Source organism: Sulfurimonas sp. C5 (assembly GCF_029872055.1).
Classification (GTDB): domain Bacteria; phylum Campylobacterota; class Campylobacteria; order Campylobacterales; family Sulfurimonadaceae; genus Sulfurimonas.
Genome location: NZ_JARXNQ010000001.1, coordinates 474996 through 495356 on the forward strand (window position 1 = coordinate 474996; position 20361 = coordinate 495356).

The 20361-nt window shown below is 35.5% G+C and carries 23 protein-coding genes and 1 tRNA gene; 10 read left to right on the plus strand and 14 right to left on the minus strand.

The features are described 5' to 3' along the window. The first annotated feature begins 11 nt into the window (after window positions 1-11). The 5 genes from lptC to mrdA all read left to right on the plus strand — a co-directional run bounded on the left by lptC (window position 12) and on the right by mrdA (window position 4253). Window positions 12-509 (plus strand): LPS export ABC transporter periplasmic protein LptC, encoded by a 498-nt coding sequence (lptC, locus tag P6N22_RS02365; RefSeq protein ID WP_280330470.1) that lies wholly within the window; start codon window positions 12-14, stop codon window positions 507-509. Next, the gene (gene lptA, locus P6N22_RS02370; RefSeq protein WP_280329814.1) at window positions 506-985 is read left to right on the plus strand and encodes a lipopolysaccharide transport periplasmic protein LptA; all 480 of its coding nucleotides are present in this window, start codon (window positions 506-508) and stop codon (window positions 983-985) included. The genes lptC and lptA overlap by 4 nt, the downstream gene beginning before the upstream one ends. Then, window positions 982-1599: a ribosome biogenesis GTP-binding protein YihA/YsxC gene (gene yihA / locus P6N22_RS02375; protein ID WP_280329816.1), complete on the plus strand. Its 618-nt coding sequence runs from the start codon at window positions 982-984 to the stop codon at window positions 1597-1599. Before lptA ends, yihA begins: the two co-directional genes overlap by 4 nt. Continuing rightward, a complete protein-coding gene (locus P6N22_RS02380; RefSeq protein ID WP_280329817.1) occupies window positions 1589-2050 on the plus strand; it encodes an N-acetyltransferase in 462 nt (153 codons plus the stop codon). The genes yihA and P6N22_RS02380 overlap by 11 nt, the downstream gene beginning before the upstream one ends. A 415-nt stretch (window positions 2051-2465) precedes the next feature. Continuing rightward, a complete protein-coding gene (gene mrdA, locus P6N22_RS02385) occupies window positions 2466-4253 on the plus strand; it encodes a penicillin-binding protein 2 (RefSeq protein WP_280329819.1) in 1788 nt (595 codons plus the stop codon). Here the strand turns inward: mrdA and P6N22_RS02390 are convergent, their stop codons facing one another. From P6N22_RS02390 to P6N22_RS02400, 3 genes are read right to left on the minus strand one after another with little or no spacing between them, the layout of a single operon-like run. Continuing rightward, on the minus strand, window positions 4254-5183 hold the full coding sequence (locus P6N22_RS02390; protein ID WP_280329821.1) for a calcium/sodium antiporter: 930 nt from the start codon (window positions 5181-5183) through the stop codon (window positions 4254-4256). It lies immediately after the preceding gene. Continuing rightward, the gene (gene ybeY / locus P6N22_RS02395; RefSeq protein WP_280329823.1) at window positions 5183-5605 is read right to left on the minus strand and encodes an rRNA maturation RNase YbeY; all 423 of its coding nucleotides are present in this window, start codon (window positions 5603-5605) and stop codon (window positions 5183-5185) included. The genes P6N22_RS02390 and ybeY overlap by 1 nt, the downstream gene beginning before the upstream one ends. Before the next feature lie 18 nt (window positions 5606-5623). Next, entirely contained in the window at window positions 5624-5806 is a 183-nt protein-coding gene (locus P6N22_RS02400) for a hypothetical protein (RefSeq protein WP_280329825.1), read from the minus strand. A 90-nt stretch (window positions 5807-5896) separates the two neighbouring features. On the opposite strand from P6N22_RS02400, the gene queC reads away from it, so the two are divergent. Both queC and P6N22_RS02410 read left to right on the plus strand, forming a co-directional pair. Continuing rightward, window positions 5897-6571: a 7-cyano-7-deazaguanine synthase QueC gene (queC, locus tag P6N22_RS02405; protein ID WP_280329827.1), complete on the plus strand. Its 675-nt coding sequence runs from the start codon at window positions 5897-5899 to the stop codon at window positions 6569-6571. Next, a complete protein-coding gene (locus P6N22_RS02410; protein WP_280329829.1) occupies window positions 6564-7085 on the plus strand; it encodes a M48 family metallopeptidase in 522 nt (173 codons plus the stop codon). Before queC ends, P6N22_RS02410 begins: the two co-directional genes overlap by 8 nt. Here P6N22_RS02410 and P6N22_RS02415 read toward each other — a convergent pair. Genes P6N22_RS02415 through mobB form a run of 7 tightly spaced genes read right to left on the minus strand, consistent with a single transcriptional unit; the run spans window position 7056 to window position 13965 of the window. Next, window positions 7056-8270 carry a putative glycoside hydrolase gene (locus P6N22_RS02415; RefSeq protein WP_280329831.1) on the minus strand — a complete coding sequence of 405 codons (1215 nt, stop codon included), beginning with the start codon at window positions 8268-8270 and terminating at the stop codon, window positions 7056-7058. The two genes, P6N22_RS02410 and P6N22_RS02415, sit on opposite strands and share 30 nt — an antisense overlap. Before the next feature lie 5 nt (window positions 8271-8275). Beyond that, a complete protein-coding gene (locus P6N22_RS02420; protein ID WP_280329833.1) occupies window positions 8276-9406 on the minus strand; it encodes a substrate-binding domain-containing protein in 1131 nt (376 codons plus the stop codon). A 9-nt stretch (window positions 9407-9415) separates the two neighbouring features. After that, window positions 9416-10435 carry a hypothetical protein gene (locus tag P6N22_RS02425; RefSeq protein ID WP_280329834.1) on the minus strand — a complete coding sequence of 340 codons (1020 nt, stop codon included), beginning with the start codon at window positions 10433-10435 and terminating at the stop codon, window positions 9416-9418. Then, window positions 10432-12369 carry a methionine--tRNA ligase gene (gene metG / locus P6N22_RS02430; RefSeq protein ID WP_280329835.1) on the minus strand — a complete coding sequence of 646 codons (1938 nt, stop codon included), beginning with the start codon at window positions 12367-12369 and terminating at the stop codon, window positions 10432-10434. Before metG ends, P6N22_RS02425 begins: the two co-directional genes overlap by 4 nt. Window positions 12370-12417: 48 nt before the next feature. After that, window positions 12418-12615 (minus strand): hypothetical protein, encoded by a 198-nt coding sequence (locus tag P6N22_RS02435; RefSeq protein WP_280329836.1) that lies wholly within the window; start codon window positions 12613-12615, stop codon window positions 12418-12420. After that, a complete protein-coding gene (locus P6N22_RS02440; RefSeq protein WP_280329838.1) occupies window positions 12608-13450 on the minus strand; it encodes a class 1 fructose-bisphosphatase in 843 nt (280 codons plus the stop codon). Before P6N22_RS02440 ends, P6N22_RS02435 begins: the two co-directional genes overlap by 8 nt. An 11-nt stretch (window positions 13451-13461) precedes the next feature. Continuing rightward, window positions 13462-13965 (minus strand): molybdopterin-guanine dinucleotide biosynthesis protein B, encoded by a 504-nt coding sequence (mobB, locus tag P6N22_RS02445; protein ID WP_280329840.1) that lies wholly within the window; start codon window positions 13963-13965, stop codon window positions 13462-13464. Between the two features lie 64 nt (window positions 13966-14029). Between mobB and P6N22_RS02450 the strand changes: the two genes are divergently transcribed. Beyond that, entirely contained in the window at window positions 14030-14494 is a 465-nt protein-coding gene (locus P6N22_RS02450) for a hypothetical protein (protein WP_280329842.1), read from the plus strand. A gap of 7 nt (window positions 14495-14501) precedes the next feature. On the opposite strand, the gene P6N22_RS02455 is transcribed toward P6N22_RS02450, so the two are convergent. Together P6N22_RS02455 and P6N22_RS02460 are read right to left on the minus strand one after the other, a co-directional pair. Then, the gene (locus P6N22_RS02455) at window positions 14502-14780 is read right to left on the minus strand and encodes a YggT family protein (protein ID WP_280329843.1); all 279 of its coding nucleotides are present in this window, start codon (window positions 14778-14780) and stop codon (window positions 14502-14504) included. Continuing rightward, on the minus strand, window positions 14777-16021 hold the full coding sequence (locus P6N22_RS02460; protein ID WP_280329845.1) for a glutamate--tRNA ligase family protein: 1245 nt from the start codon (window positions 16019-16021) through the stop codon (window positions 14777-14779). Before P6N22_RS02460 ends, P6N22_RS02455 begins: the two co-directional genes overlap by 4 nt. Window positions 16022-16176: 155 nt before the next feature. On the opposite strand from P6N22_RS02460, the gene P6N22_RS02465 reads away from it, so the two are divergent. After that, a complete protein-coding gene (locus P6N22_RS02465) occupies window positions 16177-16794 on the plus strand; it encodes an AbiV family abortive infection protein (protein WP_280329847.1) in 618 nt (205 codons plus the stop codon). Window positions 16795-16843: 49 nt separating this feature from the next. Here P6N22_RS02465 and P6N22_RS02470 read toward each other — a convergent pair whose 3' ends face one another. Beyond that, on the minus strand, window positions 16844-17707 hold the full coding sequence (locus P6N22_RS02470; protein WP_280329849.1) for a ribokinase: 864 nt from the start codon (window positions 17705-17707) through the stop codon (window positions 16844-16846). 98 nt (window positions 17708-17805) lie between these two features. Here P6N22_RS02470 and P6N22_RS02475 point away from each other — a divergent pair, with 98 nt between their 5' ends. After that, window positions 17806-20061 (plus strand): glutamine--tRNA ligase/YqeY domain fusion protein, encoded by a 2256-nt coding sequence (locus P6N22_RS02475; protein WP_280329851.1) that lies wholly within the window; start codon window positions 17806-17808, stop codon window positions 20059-20061. Window positions 20062-20235: 174 nt separating this feature from the next. Here P6N22_RS02475 and P6N22_RS02480 read toward each other — a convergent pair. After that, window positions 20236-20310, minus strand: a tRNA-Glu gene (locus P6N22_RS02480). Window positions 20311-20361: the final 51 nt, after the last annotated feature.

Below are 20361 nucleotides of genomic sequence, written 5' to 3' on the forward strand. Positions count from 1 at the left end.
ATCTCTTTTTTATCTTAGTTATCGGTGTTTTACTCTCTATATTCTTTTTCTATCAACCGGAAAAGACTTCTCAGCAAGAATTGAAAGATATACCGTTATTGCATATTAAAGAGTTTACACTATATGAGCTTGATCCACTTGGTTTGAGCACAGTAATGCTAGGTAATGAAGCTTTTAGATATACAGACAGATATACAGTTGATAATATTGATCACACAGATAATTCAAAAACACATATATCAAATTTAAAAGCTAATTTTGGTGTTTATAAAAACGATAAACTTGATTTAGACGGTAATGTTACCTTTGTAAGAGATGACGGTCTTACATATGAGACGCAAAAAGCATTTTATTATAAGAAAAAAGCTTTGTTTGTTACAGATACTGATTATGTTCTTTCTCAAGGGACAAATGTAGTACGTGGTACATATGTTGATCATAATAATTTAACTGGTAAAATACATTCTAAAAATGTTAATGCAAAATATATTATAAAAGAGGCACAATGATTAGATTAATTTTCTTGACACTTTTTTTACAAATCTTTTTAAATGCAGATGAGTTGAAAATCAAAGCTCAAAGCTTTTATGCAGATGAAAAAGAGGGTATTTCAATCTTTGAAGGAACAGTGAATGTTATTAAAGGTCATGATGAGCTGAATGCTTCAAAAGTGACTGTATATATTGATGAAAAGAAATCACCAACGAAATTTATTGCTGAGGGTGATGTTTCATTTAAAGTAAAAACGGAAGATAATGCAACTTACGAGGGTGTTGCCCAAAAAGCAGTATATCTGCCAAATAAAAAAGAGTACAATTTTTATAAAGACGTTCATTTAAAACAATTAAGTGAAAAAAAAGAGATCAAGGGTGATGAAGTTGTTTTAAAAACTTTAGAAAACAAGGCATATGCAAAAGGTGCTGAGGAAAAACCTGTTATCATGATCTTTGATATTAAAGAAGAGAAACAAGAAGAACAAAAATGATTGATATTGTAGATGCAAAATTTGTAACATCAGCACCGACTGTAAAAGAAGCACCCCCTTCAGAAGAACAAAATGAAGTGGTCTTTATGGCACGCAGTAATGTAGGAAAAAGTTCACTGTTAAACGCTTTAACTAACCATAAAGGATTGGCGAAAGTTTCTGCCACACCTGGTAAAACAAAGCTTATTAACTATTTCGATGTAACTTTTATGGATCGTGAAACTAGTGAAAAAAGTATAGCAAAGTTTGTCGACCTTCCTGGATTTGGATATGCAAAAGTTTCTAAATCTATGAAAAGCGATTGGGAAAAAAATCTTACAGACTATATCTCAAAACGTCGTAATATAAAGGTTTTTATCCATTTGATTGATGCGAGACATCCTCATTTGGATATAGATGCAGATGTAAGTAATTTTCTTTTTTCCAATGTAGATGAAGGTCAATATATAGTTCAAATCTTTACAAAAATAGATAAGCTCAATCAAAAAGAGCAAAATGCTCTTCGTCGTGAATTCCCAAATGCTCTTATGGTCTCAAGTGCCAAAAAAAGGGGAATTAATAAAATTGTAGATTTAGTCTATAAAATTTTAAATGAGAATGTAGATGAAAATTGATTTTAGAAAAGCAACTCTTGCTGATATAGCACAAATGAGAGAGCTTGTACGTCCTGAAGTTGAAAGTGGAGTTATTCTCGAACGCAGTGAAGATGAGATTGCAACAAATATACGCTCATATACTCTGGCTTTTCACGGTGATGAGTTAGTAGGCTTTTGTGCATTGCATATTCATACATCATATCTTGCTGAAGTACGCTCACTTATAGTTAAAGACGGTTATCGCGGACAAAAAATAGGTGAAGAGTTAATTAAAAAGCTTTTAGAAGAAGCAAAGTCCTTAGGACTGCAAAAAGTACTTAGCTTGACTTATAAACAATCTTTTTTTGAAAGATTGGGCTTTGTAGAAATTCCAAAAGAGACCCTCCCGGAACATAAAATCTGGGCTGATTGTATTAAATGCAAACATTTTCCTATATGCAACGAAGTATCACTCATCAAAAATCTTTAGCTACATTTTTTTATGTAGCGGGATATATTATCTACAGCTCAATAGCTACTATATATCCATTTTTACCGCCTATGTTTGCGGTTTTATTTGTACTTTTTCTGAAAGCTTTGGATGAACAAGATTTTAAAAATCTTCTTTTAGTTTCATTTTGTTTACTCATTTTTGAAGCAAATAACGGTTATATACTTTTTAGCTCTATTACCTACTTTTACATCCTTTATAAACTTGTAATGCCAAAGATTTATACAAACTTTTCATGTCCAAATTGTGTAAAAGTTTCCTATATACTTTTATCTTATGTAGGCTATTTCTTATTTATGTCATTATTGGGAAATATTTTCCTTTTTACTTTGCCTAATATTGATTACTATATAATTTACTATATAATAATTGAATTTTTTATAGTGAGTATCTTATGAAAGTGAAGTTTATTATTTTTGTATTTGCCTCAATCTGGCTTATGCTTTTAACAAGAGTGTTTTTTCTGGCTATTCAGTCAAATAATTACTATAGTGAACTTTCTCAAAACAACACAATTAAAATAGAACAAATACCGCCTGTAAGAGGTGAAATACTAGATCTACATAACAATCCGATTGCAATTAATAAACTAGGTTTTAAGATTGCTCTTGCTCCTCATCTGCTTTCTAAAAAGAAACAACATTTGTTTGAAGAAGAGATGAACATAATCGTAAAATTATTTCCTTCGCTCGATAAAGAAACAATTGAAAAAAATTATAGAAAAAAAGATTCATTTTATAATCATAATTTCATTGATGTAGTACCTTTTATTCCTTATGAAGATATGATGCCTGTGTATTCGATCTTAAACTTAAGAGAAAACATTAAAATAACTGCTGCACCAAAGAGATTTTATCCTTATAATAATATTGCCGCACATATGATTGGTTATGTGGCACGTGCAAATAAAAAAGATGTTGAAGACAATCCACTCGTTGATCTAATCGGTTACACAGGTAAAACAGGTTTAGAAAAATTTTACAATGAATATCTTCAAGGTACGCCGGGAGAAAGAAAGATAAAAGTGAATGCCAACAATCAAGAGATTGAACAGCTCAGCTATACACCGGCAGATGAGAGCAGAAAACTTACTCTTAATCTTGATATGGATTTACAGCAATATATCTCAAAACTCTTTATAGGCAAAGTAGGGACCTATGTTGTTATGGGCGTTGACGGTGCTGTTCTCTCAGCAGGAAGTTTTCCAAATTACGATCTAAACATATTTGTAAACGGTATGTCGTACGACATGTATAATGAACTCTCTTCAAGTTTGGATCATCCCTTTACAAACAAATTGGTTCACGGACTTTATCCCCCTGGGTCAACGATCAAAACTGCATTGGGATTACTTTATGTTACCACTGATTTAAATGAAAGATGGAGTGTTGATTGTAAATCAAAACTACCTTTGGGTGGACGTATCTTTAGATGTTGGAAACATCAAGGTCACGGCCGTACAGATATTGTAAAAGCAATTCGTGAAAGTTGTGACGACTTTTTTTATAAAGGGAGTCTGGTACTTGGGAATCAAAAAATGCAAGAAGGACTCAAGAGATATAATTTAGGGGAAAAAACAGGCATTGACCTTCCTAATGAATTTATAGGTATTGTTCCTTCACGCCAGTGGAAATACAACAAGTACAAAAGAATATGGAATGTTGGTGAAACACTCAATATGTCAATTGGGCAGGGTGATTTTTTAACAACTCCTATTCAAATTGCACAAATGACTGCTTTAATGGCAACTGGAAAATTACCGACTCCCCATTTTGCAAAGACTATAGGGGATCAGGAAGTGGAACCTGAATACAAAGAAGTTTTAACTCCAAAAGAGTTAGAAAAGCTTCCGATCATCAGACGTGCAATGTATCAGGTTTGTAACAATCCTCACGGTACGGCAATGCAGTATCTTCATTCAAAAGTAAGACTGGCAGGCAAAACGGGGACAGCTCAAGTTATCGGTATTAAACAAGATATTAAAAAGCGTAAATTAGAACATGAGCTTTCATACTATAACCGTTCTCATGCATGGTTTACAACTTACGGACCGTATAAAGACCCTCAATATGTTGTGATGGTAATGATTGAGCATGGGGGACATGGTGGCTTGGCAGCAGGTTCTATTGTTTCAGATATATACAACAAGCTCTTAGAGCTTGGGTATATAAAAAAGAGATAGTTAGATAATATAGTTTTGTATTAGAAGAGCTAAGATAGTCAGTAAAAAGATACCGCCTGCTTTATTATAAAGTTTATTTGCAATAATAAACAGTAAAACAAGTGAAGCAGACGCTAATATCATAATATCAAATGATATTTTTGTTAGGTCGATTGCAAGAGGATGTACAACTGCAGCCAAGCCTAAAACCATTGAAAAGTTGGCAACGTTTGAACCAATAATGTTTCCGATACTCATCTCTGCATTTCCTTTTTGAACAGCTACGATAGAAACTATTAATTCCGGCAATGATGTTCCGAAAGAGATAAGGAATAATCCGATAATCCACTCACTTACACCTAGTGTTCTTGCTATATTTGTTCCACTTTCAACAACAAAATGTGCACCGCCGATAGTCAATCCAAATCCTAGAACTAAAAGAGCAATTGTTTTTGACCATTGAAACTTCTCTTTTTCCAGATCTTCATCAATTTCACCTTCTAATTCTTCTTTTGAGCTTCTAAATAAGAAAATAAGGTAAGAGGCCATCATTAAAACAAATAAAAGACCGTCAAAACGTCCTACAGTTCCATCTTGTATCATTATAATGAAAATAATGACAGGGATAATTACCCATGCACTGTCAAGAGCAAAAAGATCACGTTTAGGTTTCATTGATTTCGCTATAAAAAATACAATACCTAAAACCATTGTAATATTTAGTGTTACACTTCCAACTACATTGGCAACCGCCATATCACTTTTTCCATAGTAAGACGCCATAACTGAAGCTGCCATTTCAGGCAATGATGTTCCAAAAGCAACCAATGTTGCACCAATTACAAAGTGTGAAATATCATAATGTAGTGCTATTCTTTCCGATTCTTTAATAATAAAGTCGGCACCGTATATTAAAGCTGCCATGGCAATTAAAAATATCATATAATCCATTATTGTCCTTCTGTTCTAACTATTAAGCTTTTAGGTAAAGAAAATTTGTTGATAAGTTTTTCTTCCATTGTTCTCATCTCACCGTTATCAATTTCATGATCGTAACCCATAACATGGAGTAAACCGTGAATAAAAAGTAAAGTGAATTCATCTTGGATGCTATGGCCAAATTCCTGGGCCTTTTCTTCGACAAAATTTTTGGAGATTACGATACTGCCAAGGGGAGAAAATGGCATCTCTTCATAGGGGAAACTGAGTACATCGGTTGGATAATCCTTCCCTCTGTACTCTTTATTTATTTCTTGGATCTCATCATTATCTGTAATAATAAGTTCGATCTCTTTTTTTGTTAAAGATTTTAAAATAGTTTCTAACTTTGTAAAATCTATCTCTAAATCTGTTTTATTTTCAATATCTATCATAAACGCAATTATAGCAAATTACGCTTTGATGTCTATGTTTTTTCCTATACCTGCAACAGCAGAAGATGATTGTTGTTGTGTTTGCTGAGAAGAGCTCTCTAAAACACTCAGGATGCTTCTCGCTGCAATATCATTGGCTTTTTTCATAACATTTACTTGTGTAGATGCCATTGTTGAACCAGAACCAATAGTTGAACTCATATGAGCTCCTTTTATGTTTATTATATATATTTGTAATTATACCATCGGCTTTGCTTAATTAAAATTAAATTTTTATGTTAAAATCTCATCATGGAAAAAGAATTAAAAAAAGCAGTATGTATCATGAGCGGCGGTATGGATTCAACTCTTGCCGCATATATGATGAAAAAAGAGGGTTTTGAAATTGTCGGTGTTCATTTTAATTATGATCAAAGAACACAGACTAAGGAGTTAGAGTGTTTTGAAGCAATATGCAAAAAGCTGGATGTAAAAGAAAAATATGTTCTGGATCTGGATTTTTTTGCAAAACTTGGAGCTTCTGCACTTACAGATAAAAATATAGAAGTACCTACATCTGGGATAGAAGAGGGGGTTCCTGTAACCTATGTCCCTTTTAGAAACGGTATATTTCTTTCTATGGCAGCTGCAATTGCAGAAAAAGAGGGTGCCAGTGTAATTGCTATTGGTGTTGTTGAAGAAGACAGCAGTGGTTACCCCGATTGTAGAGAAAACTACATTGAAGCTATGCAAAAGGCTATTAATCTCGGAACTAAAGATGAAACAAACATAGAGATAAGAATGCCGCTTGTACATCTTAAAAAATCTGAAATTGTTCAAGAAGCTGTTAAGTTAGATGTTGCCCTAGAGCTTACATGGAGCTGCTATAAAAGCGAAGATGCGGCATGTGGCGTTTGTGACAGCTGTAGATTACGTCTTAACGGGTTTGAGCAAGCCGGAGTAAAAGATCCCATAAAATATGCATAATACTAAACAATATGATTTAGAAATTATTGTCAATACACGATTAAAACACAGCTATATTACAATACCTCATGGAGAGAAAGTAGTTGTGAAGACTCCTTATAAATCGCAAAGGTTTATTAACTCTTTATTGGAATCAAAAAAAGAGTGGATTGAAGAAAAGCTAATACAGATCCAAAAGAAACAGGTTTTACCCTCTCAACCGATGCATACATTAGAGTATTTGCAAAACAAGGTTGTATTTTACTCTATGCTTATGCAGCTGCAATATACCCAGTTAAAGTTTAGAAAAATGAGAAGACGATGGGGAAGCTGTAGCTCCCAAGGTGTGATTACCTTGAATAAAGAGCTTTTAAAAGTTGATCCAAGGCTTGTGGACTATGTTGTTGTTCATGAATTGGCACATCTTAAACATATGAACCATTCAAAACAGTTCCATGCTTTAGTAGAAAATTATCTTCCAAATGCTGCACAACTACGAAAAGAGTTAAAAAACATTCAAATCGTACTTGCTTGAGGGTGACCACAACATCCAACCACTTGTATTCGCATCCTCAGCAGCTTGTATCTGCTTACGAATTTCCTCTTTTTCGTAAGGGACTTTTGAACGTGTGTAATCTTTAAAGTACTGCAACCAAGGTCTAACTCTTACAGGATCTATTCTGTCTTGTATATGTGCAATACTTCTATATATTACGATGTATGGATGTTTTGCCGGATATTTTTTGCCGAAAGATCCGCTTGCAAACCCTGAAGGGTATAACATTGGAGCTATATAGTCAGTATGTTTTGCCAATGATTCTATAGTTTGTCCTATGCCGTTGTCATCTTTACTCCAGCAAACATTTCCGTAAATATCGACAGAGATAAAAACACCGTATTTTCTTAACTTGTTTTGTGCCTCATCTAAAAATCTACCTATAGCATTTATACGGTTTTTCTGCGTATTTTCTTCTAAAAGACATAAACCCTGTTTAGCAGGAAAACGAACATAATCAAAATTGATTTCGTCAAATCCTACTTTTGCAGCTTCTTCAGCCATTCTTATAGCATATTTATGACTTCGATCATCGTAAGGATCGACCCATGCCATACCGTCATGGTTTCTCCATACGCTTTTATTGACATCATTCTTCTTGATCGCATATTCATAATTATTTGAAGCCTGTAACTCATCTTTAAACGTAACAATTCTTGCAATCGTATAGATATTTCTGTCTTTAAGTTTTTTCATAAACTTTTGTATATCTTTATTGGTTCTTTTTAAATGAGCCCCATAGTCGTTTGCTTGTTGAAAATCTGTCCAAAACACTGTAGAACCGTATTCGTTCTTCACATCTACTACAACAGCATTGATCTCTGTTTTGTCTATAATGTGTAACGCTCTTTTTAACCTTGGTGAGTGGTTAGAAGCACCCCAAAAAGTCAGATACAGAGCTTTTACTTGAATAGGGGTTAAATGAAATTCCGAAAGATTCTGATCTTTTGAGATCGTAAAAGGTCTGTATCCATACGCTTTTACATGCAGAATCGTTTCATTTGTATCAATTGAAAAAGTGCCGTTAATATCACTTTTTACTAAGTTTTTCGAATCACTTACAGTAGCGTTTGCCACAGGTTGTAAGCTTTTCTCATCAATTAAATGTCCATTCCAACCATAAAGCAGGGTACTCGTTAGAACAAAGAAAAAAATCTGCTTCATAAACATTATCTTTGATTTAAGAAGTAGCCGAGGCTGACATCACTCCACTCTTTAGAAAGGTGAAGATATTTTTGGATCGAATCATAAATAGTAGCAAAATCTTTATTTTGTGCACTTTGTTCACTAATTACTTCTACAAGAGCTTTTTTACCCGCCTCCATAACATCTTGAGGAAATTGAGAAAGAGTTACGTTAAGCTGTTTTAATTCTTGCAGTGCTTTAATGTTTTCTGCATGGAATTCATAGGTCATATTTGAGTTTAATTCACTTGCAGCTACTTCGATCATTGACTGATGCTCACGCGCAAGTTTTTCCCACGAATGCTTATTAAAAGTCAGTTCCAGTACAGAACCAGGCTCATGCCATCCAGAATAGTAATACGGCGCAACTTTGTAAAAGCCCATTTTTATGTCAAGTGCAGGTCCAACCCATTCAGTTGCATCGATTACTCCGCGCTCTAATGATGTATAGATCTCACCCGCAGGAAGTAAAACAGGATTAACGCCAAGTTTAGCAAACACTTCGCCGCCAAGACCTGGAATACGCATCTTAAGACCCTTCATATCTTCTAAAGAATTGATTGGATCTCTATACCATCCACCCATTTGAATATTTGTATTTCCACCTAAAAACGGGTAAAGATTGTATTTTGCATAGTATTGGCGCCATAAATCAAGCCCGCCGCCATAAAGCATCCAAGAATTTACCTCTTCGGCAGTAAAACCAAAAGGGATACCGCTAAAAAGAGAAAAAGCAGAGTTTTTTCCTTTCCAATAATATGGACCTGAATGAAAAGCATCTATTTGACCGCTCGAGCACGCATCAAAAACGGCTAGGGCAGGGACTAATGTATTTTTTGGATAAAGTTTAATCTCCAAACTCCCGCCGCTGATCTCAGCAACACGCTCTACAAACTTTTCTACGCCTGTGCCCATAATAGGAAAGTGTGCAGGCCAAGAAGTAGCTAGTTTAATAACTGTCTTTTTTGCTCTATTGATATGTACAGACTTGTCGGCTAAATCTTTTTTAGGGTGTTTTGAATAGTCTATTGCCTGACGATTACTCTCATTACATCCTCCTAAAGCGATAGCCGTTGAAGTTACTGCAGTTGTCGTTAAAAAATCTCTTCTGTTCATCTCTTTTTCCTATGCAAAATCAAATAGTGTAGCCTGAGCGCTTAAATGTATTGGTTGTTCCAAAATCGATTTGTCAACACCGATAATAAGTGCAAAGTGAAAACTATGTTGTTTTAAAATATTACGTATCTCATTTTTATTTTTATAGGTAACAATATTATATGTTTGGATAAAATCTGCATCCAAAGCCTCAAAATGTGCTTGTGGCAATACATATAAAATACTTGCCCAATACGCTTGTTTATGCAGGTATTCGATCTCACTCTTGACAAAACTTTCACTCTTTTCAAAAATAAGAACCTTGTCACTTGTACCAAACTCTTTAATCTCAAAATTTTTATTTGTAAAGACCGCTTCAAAATGATCAATCGGTGTAAACTTTCTGAGTCTGAAGTTAATTTTCAAACTTTTAAACAGATGGAGTAATTGTTCCAAGTAGGGGATAAAAAACGGTGATATCAACTGTCTTTCGTAAAAAACATTATCATATATGAAAGAGCTTTCAAAAAGTGTTTGCTCAATCACTTCTACTTTGTCTGCCACATTTGTAGGTAGAGATTTTACTTTTGTAAAAATATCTGCCGATGTGATCTTAGGACAAAAAAGTACTACACCACCGTCTTGAATATCTTCCATTGCCTTAAACATAGACTTTACATCGCCATCCAGAGCTAAAAAGCTTGTTTCAGTAACCACTTGCAGAGCAAGCTTTAGAACAATTTCATTTGTTTCATATACGGTGATATTTTTATCTATAAGTTTAAAGCGTAACAGTCTTTTGAGGGCCTCATCAAGATCTTTTACCTTGATCCAAGCGATTTCATTATCGCTAATTTGAGTTGGTTTATTGAAAATGATCCCGTAAGCACCGTTAAAAATAGCTTCATCTATAGAGTTTTCTTCATAAGCTATAAAAAGATCACCTCTTTTTACATGTTTTGCTTCAAAAACAATATTATTAAATTCGCTTACGTATGGGGAGTTAATTAACTCCCCATGTATAAGTGCTAGGATATTTTCTAGTCTCATCCAATAGGTGTGCCTGCTTTTTTAGGTTTTTCCGGTCTTACTAAACATAAACCGTCTTCATCCTTAGCAGCAAGAAGCATTCCTTCACTGAGATTTCCCATAAGTTTTGCAGGTTTTAGATTCGCTACCACACACACTTGTGTATTTACAAGATCTGCAGGAGCATAGAATTCTTTGATTCCAGCTATGATTTGACGATTTTTTCCTTCACCAAGATCAACTTGAAGTTTTAAAAGTTTAGAACTTTTTGGTACCTCTTCAGCTTCAACAACTGTACCTACTTTGAGTTTTGTTTCAAAAAATTGACCGATTTCGATCAGGTTATCTGTTTCCTCTTTTTCTTTAGGCTCTTCTTTTTTAGCCTCTTTCGGAGGGTTTGGTTCCGCTTTTGGAGCTTCAGGCATTAAAGGCTCTTCAATACGCGGGAAGAGAGGCGGCACTTTTTTGATATTAAATACTTTCAACAGTTTTTTATCAATAATAAGCTCATTATAGCTTTCGTTATTGATTGTAAACTCAAGTGCATCTGCGATTGTAGCAGTAGTTTTCGGCATAATAGGGTGAAGCATTACAGCTGCTTTTGCCAAGATGTTTGCTACAAGAGCAACAGTTGCAAGAGCTTGATCTTTTTGATCATTTTTCATTTTTACCCATGGTTCATGTTCTGCGATAGCACCGTTTCCGATTGAGAACAGTTTCCATAACTCTTCAAGGTATCTATGCGGTTGTAAATTTTCCATAAAAGTATCAAGTGAAGCTACAACTTCGTTTACTTGAGCCATCTCTTTAGAGTGATATTTTTCTACATCAACGCTATCAATCTCAAAATCACTGTATTTACCGCTCATACCGATAATACGGTTTAAAAGGTTACCAAGATCGTTACTAAGTTCCGAATTTATACGATCAATAAATGCTCTTTGAGAAAAGTCACCGTCTTGACCAAACGGTACTTCACGAAGCATGAAGTAACGTAAATTTTCAGCACCGTATGCATCTGCAACCTCTTTAGGAGATACAACATTCCCTTTAGATTTACTCATCTTCTCACCGTCACGTGTCCACCAACCGTGTGCACCGATGTGTTTTGGAAGAGGTAAGTCTAAACTCATTAAGAATGCCGGCCAGTAAATAGCATGGAAACGTAAGATGTCTTTTCCAACAAGTTGAATATCTGCAGGCCAGAAATCTTCCATTTTAGCATTATCATTACCGTATCCAAGAGCTGTAACGTAATTAAGAAGGGCATCTAACCATACATACATAACGTGTTTATCATCATTTAATTCCTCAGGCATTTGAACACCCCAAGTAAATGATGTACGAGTTACTGAAAGATCTCTCAAACCGCCTTTTACGAAACTTACAACTTCGTTTGCACGTGACTTAGGCATGATAAAGTCAGGATTTTCTTCGTAGTGTTTTAAAAGTGCATCTTCATATTTTGAAAGTTTAAAAAAGTAGCTTTCCTCTTTTACGATATTTGTACTTCTACCGCAGTCAGGACAGAATTCACCGTCAATTAACTGAGTTTCAGGGAAAAATGTTTCACAACTTACACAGTAGTGTCCTTCGTATTCCCCTTTATATACATCACCTTTCTCATACATTTTCATAAATGCATGCTGTACGCCTTTTTTATGATCAGCATCAGTTGTACGGATAAACTTATCGTAAGAGATCTCAAACTCGTCCCAAAGATTTTTAAACGAAGCACTGATTTCATCAGCAAACTGCTGCGTAGGTTTATTGTTTTTTTGTGCAGATTCTTCGATCTTTTGACCGTGTTCATCAGTACCAGTCAAGAAGAAAGTTTTTTCGTTTTTTAGTCTGTAGTATCTTGCTAACGAATCAGCTATAAATGTTGTGTAAGCATGCCCAATGTGAGCTTCTCCGTTTACATAATAGATCGGTGTTGTTATATATTTACTCAATTTTCTTTTCCTGCCTAAAATTATTATTGCTATTTTATCGAATTTGTCTTAAAACTCAAATCCACCAGTGTCACCTTTACTCATAGAATTGTAAACTGCATTTACATACTCTTTACGCAGCTCACACCCTATATATTGGGGACATTGACTACAACTCTCAACACTATGCTCTTGTTGACAGTTTTGCACTTTCTCGATCATCTCATCAAGATAGATCTCAAATCTATCTTTTTCTTGATTATCCATTTTGAGAATAAACCTCTTTTACACGAGCAATCTCATACTTTGAACCAAAGAAACACGGAGATGTATCGTGAAGGTGTCTATAACCTAACTCTAAAAGTCTCCCTTTACCGTCAATCGCTTCACCGCCTGCTTTTTCATATACAAAAGCAAAAGGGAATACTTCAAATAAACGGCGAAGTTTCCCCTCCGGTTTATCACTAGTTCCAGGGTAACTGAATAATCCGCCCCCTTTAAGTAAGATTTGATGAAGATCAGGAACCATACCACCTGAATAACGTAGACGATATCCCTCTTTAAAGAAAGAGTCTACCATCTCTTTATGATACGGTGCCCAGTTTTGTTGCGTACCGCCCGGTGCATTTAATTTACCTTTTTCAGTAAGTCTGATCTCTTTAACATACTCAAATTCACCAGCTTGAAGAAGATAGAGTTTTACTTTATTTTGTGCAAATACCATTTCAACTCTCGGACCGTATACTACATAACAAGATGCAACCATGTTTTCAGCACCGAAACCACCTTCGTAGATACCAAAAATACTTCCAACACTTAAGTTTACGTCCACTAAAGATGAACCATCGAGTGGATCGTAAGAGATAAAATATTTTCCATCTGTATGTAACTCTTCGGCGTGCTCTTTCTCTTCTGATGAAATTGTATGTACTGAAGCAACTTTTGAAAATTCCTCTTCAATGATCATGTCACACTGAATGTCTAACTGAAGTTGTGTCTCACCAGAAGAGTTCTCTTGTTGTGAGTAACCTATATCTTTAATATCTATAGCGTTTTTAATTCTTTTTGCACTTGCTTGTATTGCATCAAATATATTTTCCATCTCTATCCTTTTTAAACTTGTTTTGCGTTTTTAAATATCCAAGATATCACTTCATCCGGATCGTTAAGATTTAGCATGTCTACATCATGTGGCACTTTATAATCTACAATATTAATTGTCTCATCAATTGCCAAAGCATTCATAAACGGGAAGTAATCTTCATCTATAGTATTTCTAAAAATACTGATTCTAGGCAGTGGCAAGCCTTTTAAACCTTCAACGAGCAATACATCGAAATGGTTAAAAAGTCTGATCATCTCATCTAAAGAAGATTCTCTATGTGAAAAGTAAGTTGTTCTGTTAGGGGAGGTTACTATAACTTCAGCACCAGTATCGCTAAACTTGTAACTGTCTTTCCCTTCAACGTCAAATCTTGCTTTGTCTTTAGGATCATGCTTAATAATCGCCACTTCAAGTCCATGTTCATGGATCAATTTTCTTGCAACTTTGAGTATTAATGTAGTTTTTCCGCTGTTTGAAGGTCCCGTAAAACCTACTGCTATTCTCTTTTCCATACGCAACTTTTAAAATTTTTAGTAATTATACAGAAGATGAGTTTAAACAAGGTATAATTTTGGGATGAAAATAGCACTAACACTTTTAACACTTACAACTTTATTTACAGGATGTGTAGATAAAAACGGTTTTGATCGTTTTAATTTCTCCCCAGAGCAACAACAATGGGAAAATAATCAAGTCAATTCTAAAATTCAAGACAAAACAGAAATTCAGGGGATCGTGAGTGCCGTATACCTTAATAAAGTAATGCCGGATCTTTATAAAAATGCAGAGTATTTTTATGTAACTCTATACCTGAAAAACGAATCTGAACAGCTCTCTTTTACATTAAATGATCAACCTTCAATGCTGCAAGAAGAGTTGCCGCATGAGAACAGTTTTAAGAAATTCACAAAAGATGTAAAACAATGGAATAAGCATTATATTCTTGGATTTATGGAGCAAAAAGAACAAGACATCCTTAGCCTGGAAGCTAAGAATGATAATATCTCTTCTAATAAGATGGTTTTTAAAAAAGATGAATAAGACGCCGTTACAGGTGTCTTAATAGAGAGCTTAAGATTACAATTACCACTTGAAGAGCGATAATAATCACTAGCGGAGCTAAGTCGATACCATTGAAATTAGTTCTCATAAACTTTCTAACAAGTGCATAAGCAGGGTTTGTAATTCTGTAAAGAAACTGTACAATCGGGTTATACGGATCAGGATTCACAAAACTGATAAGTGCCGCAATAATCACTACCCAAATATAAACATTAATGAGCGCTATTAAAATACCGCCTAAACCTTGAATAATCTCTGCTATCATTTTATAATCTCCCCTAGGTAATTTTTAAGATATTTGTATATTTCAGTCAGTTCCGGACCTTCTTCACTATTTGTAAGTAAAATTCTCAGCCCTTTAGAGAAGTTTTCCTCTGTCATGCCTGTTTCTTTGATGATATACGCTTTAAAAGCATCATATTCTTCAAAGTAGGGTGCTTGCTGTACACAGCTTTTAATTATATCGCATTGCTCTTGATATGCTTCTGGAATGTTTCTTTCGCTAAAGATAGGAGCAATTTTTGTTTTTAATCCTCTGGTAGTTTCAACTTCATCTACATAAAGACGTGCAAGTTCTCCGATCTCTGAATCTGCAAAACCAACATAACGGGACAGCTCTTTTGCGTCCATCGATTTGAGCTGTTGTTTGTTGATCTCTTTTAGTTTTTCAAGATCAAAAGCTACAGGCAGTGGTGAGAGTTTTGCAAGGTCAAACTGCTCTATAGCGTCCTCTAAATCCATTGATATTAAATAATTTACGATCGCTTTAGGAAGGTAACCTTGTTCTAAAAGTGACGTTACGCTTGGGATGTCATTGCCAGTCATAGGCGGAATATGCGCGTATTGTACTTTTTTATCATACTGCAGGGAGTCTCGTACGTAAACCTGTTTTGGTGCAGACTCTATGTGATCTTGATCTTGGATCACTAAAGAGATGTCACTCAGCATATCTTCTACAGCTGAAGCAAAATCAGCCATTGGCGTTTTGTCCTGCTTTAGGATCATAAAACTGTCGATCGTATCTGCTTTAAATGTCAGTTCCCCTTGGATCGCATCTGTAACCGTAATATCTTTTTCAGGTCTGTGGATACGTACAGTAAAAGGGTTTGTGTTGTCTATTACAAGTTCAGCAGGAAGATTGGCACACGCATCATCGTAAAGATACGGCTTGTTTGCAGCCTGAGCCTCATCCATTTTGCCTTGAATCCAGTCAGGAGAACAGAAACAGCTAAACGCTTTTTTCTCATGCATAAGCTGTAGAGCCATAGCAGTGTGGAAACGGAAGTTTTGGCTTTCATGGATCGTTTGCGTGTATCTGATCCCAAAAAGGTCAAGAATGTCCAGGTACTCTTTATCTTTCCCTTCTATATTGTTTCTTGTACTTGTATCGTCAACTCTTACTATTAAGTCTTCTTTACGCTGCTGGGCAACTATAAAGTTTATGAGAGCGACTCTTAAGTCCCCAAGCTCCATATCGCGAGTAGGGCTGAAAGCAAATCTTAACATCTATATTCCTATATAAATTTTTCGCGATCTTAACAAATTTTACCTAATAGCCTAATAAAGGAAGATTTTTGGTACTTTTCTATTCAGCTTATGCCAAGACAATCTATATATAATATTCGTTAAATAAATAGTTATCTGCTTATTTAGGAGGCACCATGGAAAAGAAAGGATTTCATATAGCTCATGAGGCTTCCTTAGTTGTTTCTGATGAATATACTGGTTTGCATGGAAGCGATGAATACAATGCAGCTGTTACGCATGTTTATGATTTAATACGGGCATCATATACTTTATTTAGAAACAGTAGTTTCGCACCATCTTTATTCTTATCAATCACAGTATTTGAAGAGATCGCGAAAATAAAAGCTGGTCACATGCGTGCTTGGGGCACTGAACGAGAAAAAGTAAAACGAGGAAAAGACCCGCTTTTTAATCATGGAAAGAAGCATAAAATATCAGTGGACCCTATTTACTTAATAGGTGATCGTATAGCAAACAGTATTGGAGCTGAGAGGGCTAAAGAAATTTTTGACGGATATGAGTTAGGAAAGTATTCATCACTAAGAGAAGAGTCGCTATATTTTTCACGCACAAATAAGGGGTTACACATCCCTGCTCAAAAAATAGAACTAACTTTAGCTGCAGAACACCTACTGATAGCAATTGAAATATTTATTGATGAGTTCTGGGGTATGACTGCTGAAGCATCAGAAATTTGTGATATAACTGACGAATTATACTCAGAGGTAGAGGCTGAACTTAAGAGCAGCTAACAAGCAACTATAGCAAATTAAATTTATTCATTAGATTTAGAGTTAACTATCAACCTATAATAGGAATAGAATCCGCAGCTCCTTTTTTTGTTACACAAATACTCGAGGCTTTCACCGCCGTCTTTAGACATTTTTCTATTCTTATTCCACGTGAAAGCTCGGCTAAAAAGTAACCTATAAAAGTATCACCGGCTCCCGTAGTGTCTACCGCCTTTACTTTTAATGCATCTACTTTTATAACTGTTTTATCTTCAGAGTAGATCACACCTTTTTTGCCAAGTGTTAAAACAACGGCACTTTTTGGATACAGCTTACTCATGGCTTTGATTATTTTCTCAGGCTTTTTCTCACCGCTTAGAGCTTCGCCTTCTGTTTCATTTATTATAAATACATCTACAAGCTCAAGGGGATAATCTTTAACGGCGTCTGTCATCGGGGCAGGGTTAAAGACCACTTTGAGATCTTTATCTTTAGTATACTTTAGGATTTTATCGACGGCGTTTATCTCATTTTGTAAAAGTACAATGTCGCCTGCATTTGCAGTTTTAAGTGCTTTTTTGATGTCACTAGGTTTAAATGTTTCGTTAGCCCCACCGTGGATTATGATCGCATTTTCACCTTCAGAGTTTACCTGTATGACAGCATGCCCCGTAGGTGCTTTAACTGTTTTTATAAGATGTATATCTATCCCTTCTTTTTCCATTTTCTCTTTGAGCCATACACCGTCTAATCCTATGTTTCCAACATGGATCACATCTGCATTTGCACGTGCTAAGGCTATGGACTGATTTGCACCTTTACCGCCGCTAAAAACAGTGTAGTTTTTACTGCTGAGCGTTTCACCGGGACGAACAAAATGATCTACACTATATACATGGTCTATATTAATAGATCCGAAATTGATTATCTTCATAATAACACTATAACAAATTTCTACCTAGCATATTATAAGCTCCATTTTGCTAGAATATCTTTTTTTATAAAGTTTCAAATCAAAAAGGTTTTACAAGAATGAGTGAGCACAAAGATTTTTTACGTACAATAGTCGAAAAAGATTTAGAATCAGGCAAATATAAAGAGGTTATTACAAGGTTTCCACCGGAGCCAAATGGTTTCCCCCATATTGGTCATGCTAAGTCTATCGCTATCAACTTCGGTATTGCACGTGATTACAATGGTCGCTGTAACCTTAGAATGGACGATACAAACCCGACTACAGAAGACACAAAATACGTTGAAGCACTTAAAGATGCAGTAGAGTGGCTAGGTTTTAAATGGGATAACCATGTACGTTATACGTCTGATTATTTTGACAAACTTTACGAATACGCAATTGAGCTTGTAAAAATGGGCAAAGCTTACGTTGACTCATTAGATGAAGAGACTATGCGTGAATACCGCGGTACTGTTACACAGCCGGGACGCCGTAGTGAATATGCAGAGCGTTCTGTTGAAGAGAACCTCGATCTTTTAGAGAGAATGAAAAACGGTGAATTTAAAGATGGTGAGCACGTTCTAAGAGCTAAGATCGATATGTCTGCAGCAAATATGAAAATGCGTGATCCTCTTTTATACCGCATACGTCATGCTCATCACTATAGAGCAGGGGACAAGTGGGCAATTTATCCTATGTATGACTTTGGTCACTGTTTGTCTGATTATATTGAAGGTGTAACTCACTCAATCTGTACACTGGAATTTGAAAATAACCGTGATATTTACGACTGGGTATTAGATACGCTAAAACTAGAACCGCCACGCCCTTACCAACATGAATTTGCACGTCTTGGTATTAACTACACTGTTATGAGTAAAAGATTGCTTTTAGAATTAGTTAACAAAGAGTATGTAAACGGTTGGGACGATCCGCGTCTTCCTACAATTGCAGGATACAGAAGAAGAGGTTATACACCTGAATCTATTTTAAACTTCTGTGATTCAATAGGTATTGCAAAAGCAAACTCAACGGTTGATGTTGCACAGCTTGAATTTGCTATTAGAGATGATCTAAATACTAAAGTACCGCGTGTAATGGCAGTGCTTGATCCTCTAAAAGTGACAATTGAGAACTATGAAGGCAGCGAAGAGCTTGAAGCTTCATACTATCCTGAAGATGTACCTAAAGAGGGTTCAAGAAAGATACCTTTCTCTAAAACAATTTACATAGAGCGTGAAGACTTTTCAGAGAATCCTCCAAAAGGATACTTCCGTTTAACGCCTGAACAGCCTGTACGTCTAAAACACGCTTACATCATTACATGTAAAGAGGTTGTAAAAGATGCTGAGGGCAACATTACGGAGATCATTGCTGAGTACAATCCTAACTCTAAGAGTGGTCAAGATACAAGTGGTATCAAAGTAAAAAGTGCTATTCAGTGGGTAGATGCTGCGAGTGCTAAAACTGTAGAAGTAAGACTTTATGACAGACTATATAAAAATGAAGCACCTGAAAGTCTTGACGACCTTAATCCGGATTCACTAAAAGTTATTAGCAATGCTCTTATCGAGCCTGCTGTAATCACTGAAAGACCAGATGAGAGATTCCAGTTTGAAAGACAAGGGTACTTCTATGCCGATCCAATTAATTATACAGATGAAAAACCTGTATTTAACAAGATTGTAGGACTTAAAGACTCTTGGTCTAAAAAAGAAAAAGCAACTGCACAAAAAGAAGATAAAAAGCCTCAAGAGAAAAAAGTACAGATCGATGGTGAAGTTGAGCCTATGACTGAAACCGAACAAGCACTTTTTGACAAGTACACTAATGAGCTTAAACTAAACAGCATGGTTGCGGATATTTTAGCTCGTGACGAGCAATTGTCGTCTTTCTATGCAGAAGCTCTGTCTGTAAACAATTCTGCTGTTACTACGGCTAATATAGTGGCAAATGAAGTGGCTCGTGAATTAAAAGAGAAGCAGGTGAGCGATCTTAAGTTTACTGCTGTACAAATAGCTGAACTTGTAAAAATGGTTGATGATGAGACTATTTCAAATAAGATTGCCAAACAAGTACTTGAAGAGATGTCTACAAGCGGAGAAAACCCTGCACAGATAGTTGAAGCTAAAGGACTTATACAAATAAGCGATCCTGCGCAAATTCTACCTATTATCGAAGAAATAATAGCCAAAAATCCGGATAACGTAGAAAAGTTTAAAGCAGGAAACACAAAACTGCTAGGATTCTTTGTAGGGCAGGTTCTAAAAGCAACAGGCGGAAAAGCAAATCCACAGGTTGTAAACCAACTTGTAGCTGAACAATTAAAATAATTTACTATATAGTAAATTAAATAATAGGGCAACCTTATTTAGTTGCCCTTGTGCATATTGCCTATTATGACTTAATGCAAATCTAGATATAAAAAAATCTTGAAAAATATTTGGGACTTTCTCAAAACTTTTGTTTAATTAAATTGAAATCTGATTTTTTTAAAAGGAGAATGTTGGTGACCCCACGGAGACTCGAACTCCGGTAACATGGATGAAAACCATGGATCCTAACCGCTAGACGATGGGGCCAAAAGGCTCAACTTTGTTGTTGAGCCGAAATTATATAGATGAAACGCTTAA

Bases quoted from the DNA above. Each gene is read 5' to 3' on its own strand.
- P6N22_RS02450 (WP_280329842.1), top strand. From the start codon at position 14,030: ATGAAAATAGCACTAACACTTTTAACACTTACAACTTTATTTACAGGA.
- P6N22_RS02420 (WP_280329833.1), bottom strand. From the start codon at position 9,406: ATGAACAGAAGAGATTTTTTAACGACAACTGCAGTAACTTCAACGGCT.
- ybeY (WP_280329823.1), bottom strand. From the start codon at position 5,605: ATGATAGATATTGAAAATAAAACAGATTTAGAGATAGATTTTACAAAG.
- P6N22_RS02390 (WP_280329821.1), bottom strand. From the start codon at position 5,183: ATGGATTATATGATATTTTTAATTGCCATGGCAGCTTTAATATACGGT.
- P6N22_RS02455 (WP_280329843.1), bottom strand. From the start codon at position 14,780: ATGATAGCAGAGATTATTCAAGGTTTAGGCGGTATTTTAATAGCGCTC.
- P6N22_RS02410 (WP_280329829.1), top strand. From the start codon at position 6,564: ATGCATAATACTAAACAATATGATTTAGAAATTATTGTCAATACACGA.
- P6N22_RS02415 (WP_280329831.1), bottom strand. From the start codon at position 8,270: ATGAAGCAGATTTTTTTCTTTGTTCTAACGAGTACCCTGCTTTATGGT.
- mobB (WP_280329840.1), bottom strand. From the start codon at position 13,965: ATGGAAAAGAGAATAGCAGTAGGTTTTACGGGACCTTCAAACAGCGGA.
- mrdA (WP_280329819.1), top strand. From the start codon at position 2,466: ATGAAAGTGAAGTTTATTATTTTTGTATTTGCCTCAATCTGGCTTATG.
- P6N22_RS02440 (WP_280329838.1), bottom strand. From the start codon at position 13,450: ATGGAAAATATATTTGATGCAATACAAGCAAGTGCAAAAAGAATTAAA.
- lptA (WP_280329814.1), top strand. From the start codon at position 506: ATGATTAGATTAATTTTCTTGACACTTTTTTTACAAATCTTTTTAAAT.
- P6N22_RS02460 (WP_280329845.1), bottom strand. From the start codon at position 16,021: ATGTTAAGATTTGCTTTCAGCCCTACTCGCGATATGGAGCTTGGGGAC.
- P6N22_RS02465 (WP_280329847.1), top strand. From the start codon at position 16,177: ATGGAAAAGAAAGGATTTCATATAGCTCATGAGGCTTCCTTAGTTGTT.
- P6N22_RS02470 (WP_280329849.1), bottom strand. From the start codon at position 17,707: ATGAAGATAATCAATTTCGGATCTATTAATATAGACCATGTATATAGT.
- P6N22_RS02400 (WP_280329825.1), bottom strand. From the start codon at position 5,806: ATGAGTTCAACTATTGGTTCTGGTTCAACAATGGCATCTACACAAGTA.
- P6N22_RS02380 (WP_280329817.1), top strand. From the start codon at position 1,589: ATGAAAATTGATTTTAGAAAAGCAACTCTTGCTGATATAGCACAAATG.
- P6N22_RS02435 (WP_280329836.1), bottom strand. From the start codon at position 12,615: ATGGATAATCAAGAAAAAGATAGATTTGAGATCTATCTTGATGAGATG.
- yihA (WP_280329816.1), top strand. From the start codon at position 982: ATGATTGATATTGTAGATGCAAAATTTGTAACATCAGCACCGACTGTA.
- P6N22_RS02425 (WP_280329834.1), bottom strand. From the start codon at position 10,435: ATGAGACTAGAAAATATCCTAGCACTTATACATGGGGAGTTAATTAAC.
- queC (WP_280329827.1), top strand. From the start codon at position 5,897: ATGGAAAAAGAATTAAAAAAAGCAGTATGTATCATGAGCGGCGGTATG.
- P6N22_RS02475 (WP_280329851.1), top strand. From the start codon at position 17,806: ATGAGTGAGCACAAAGATTTTTTACGTACAATAGTCGAAAAAGATTTA.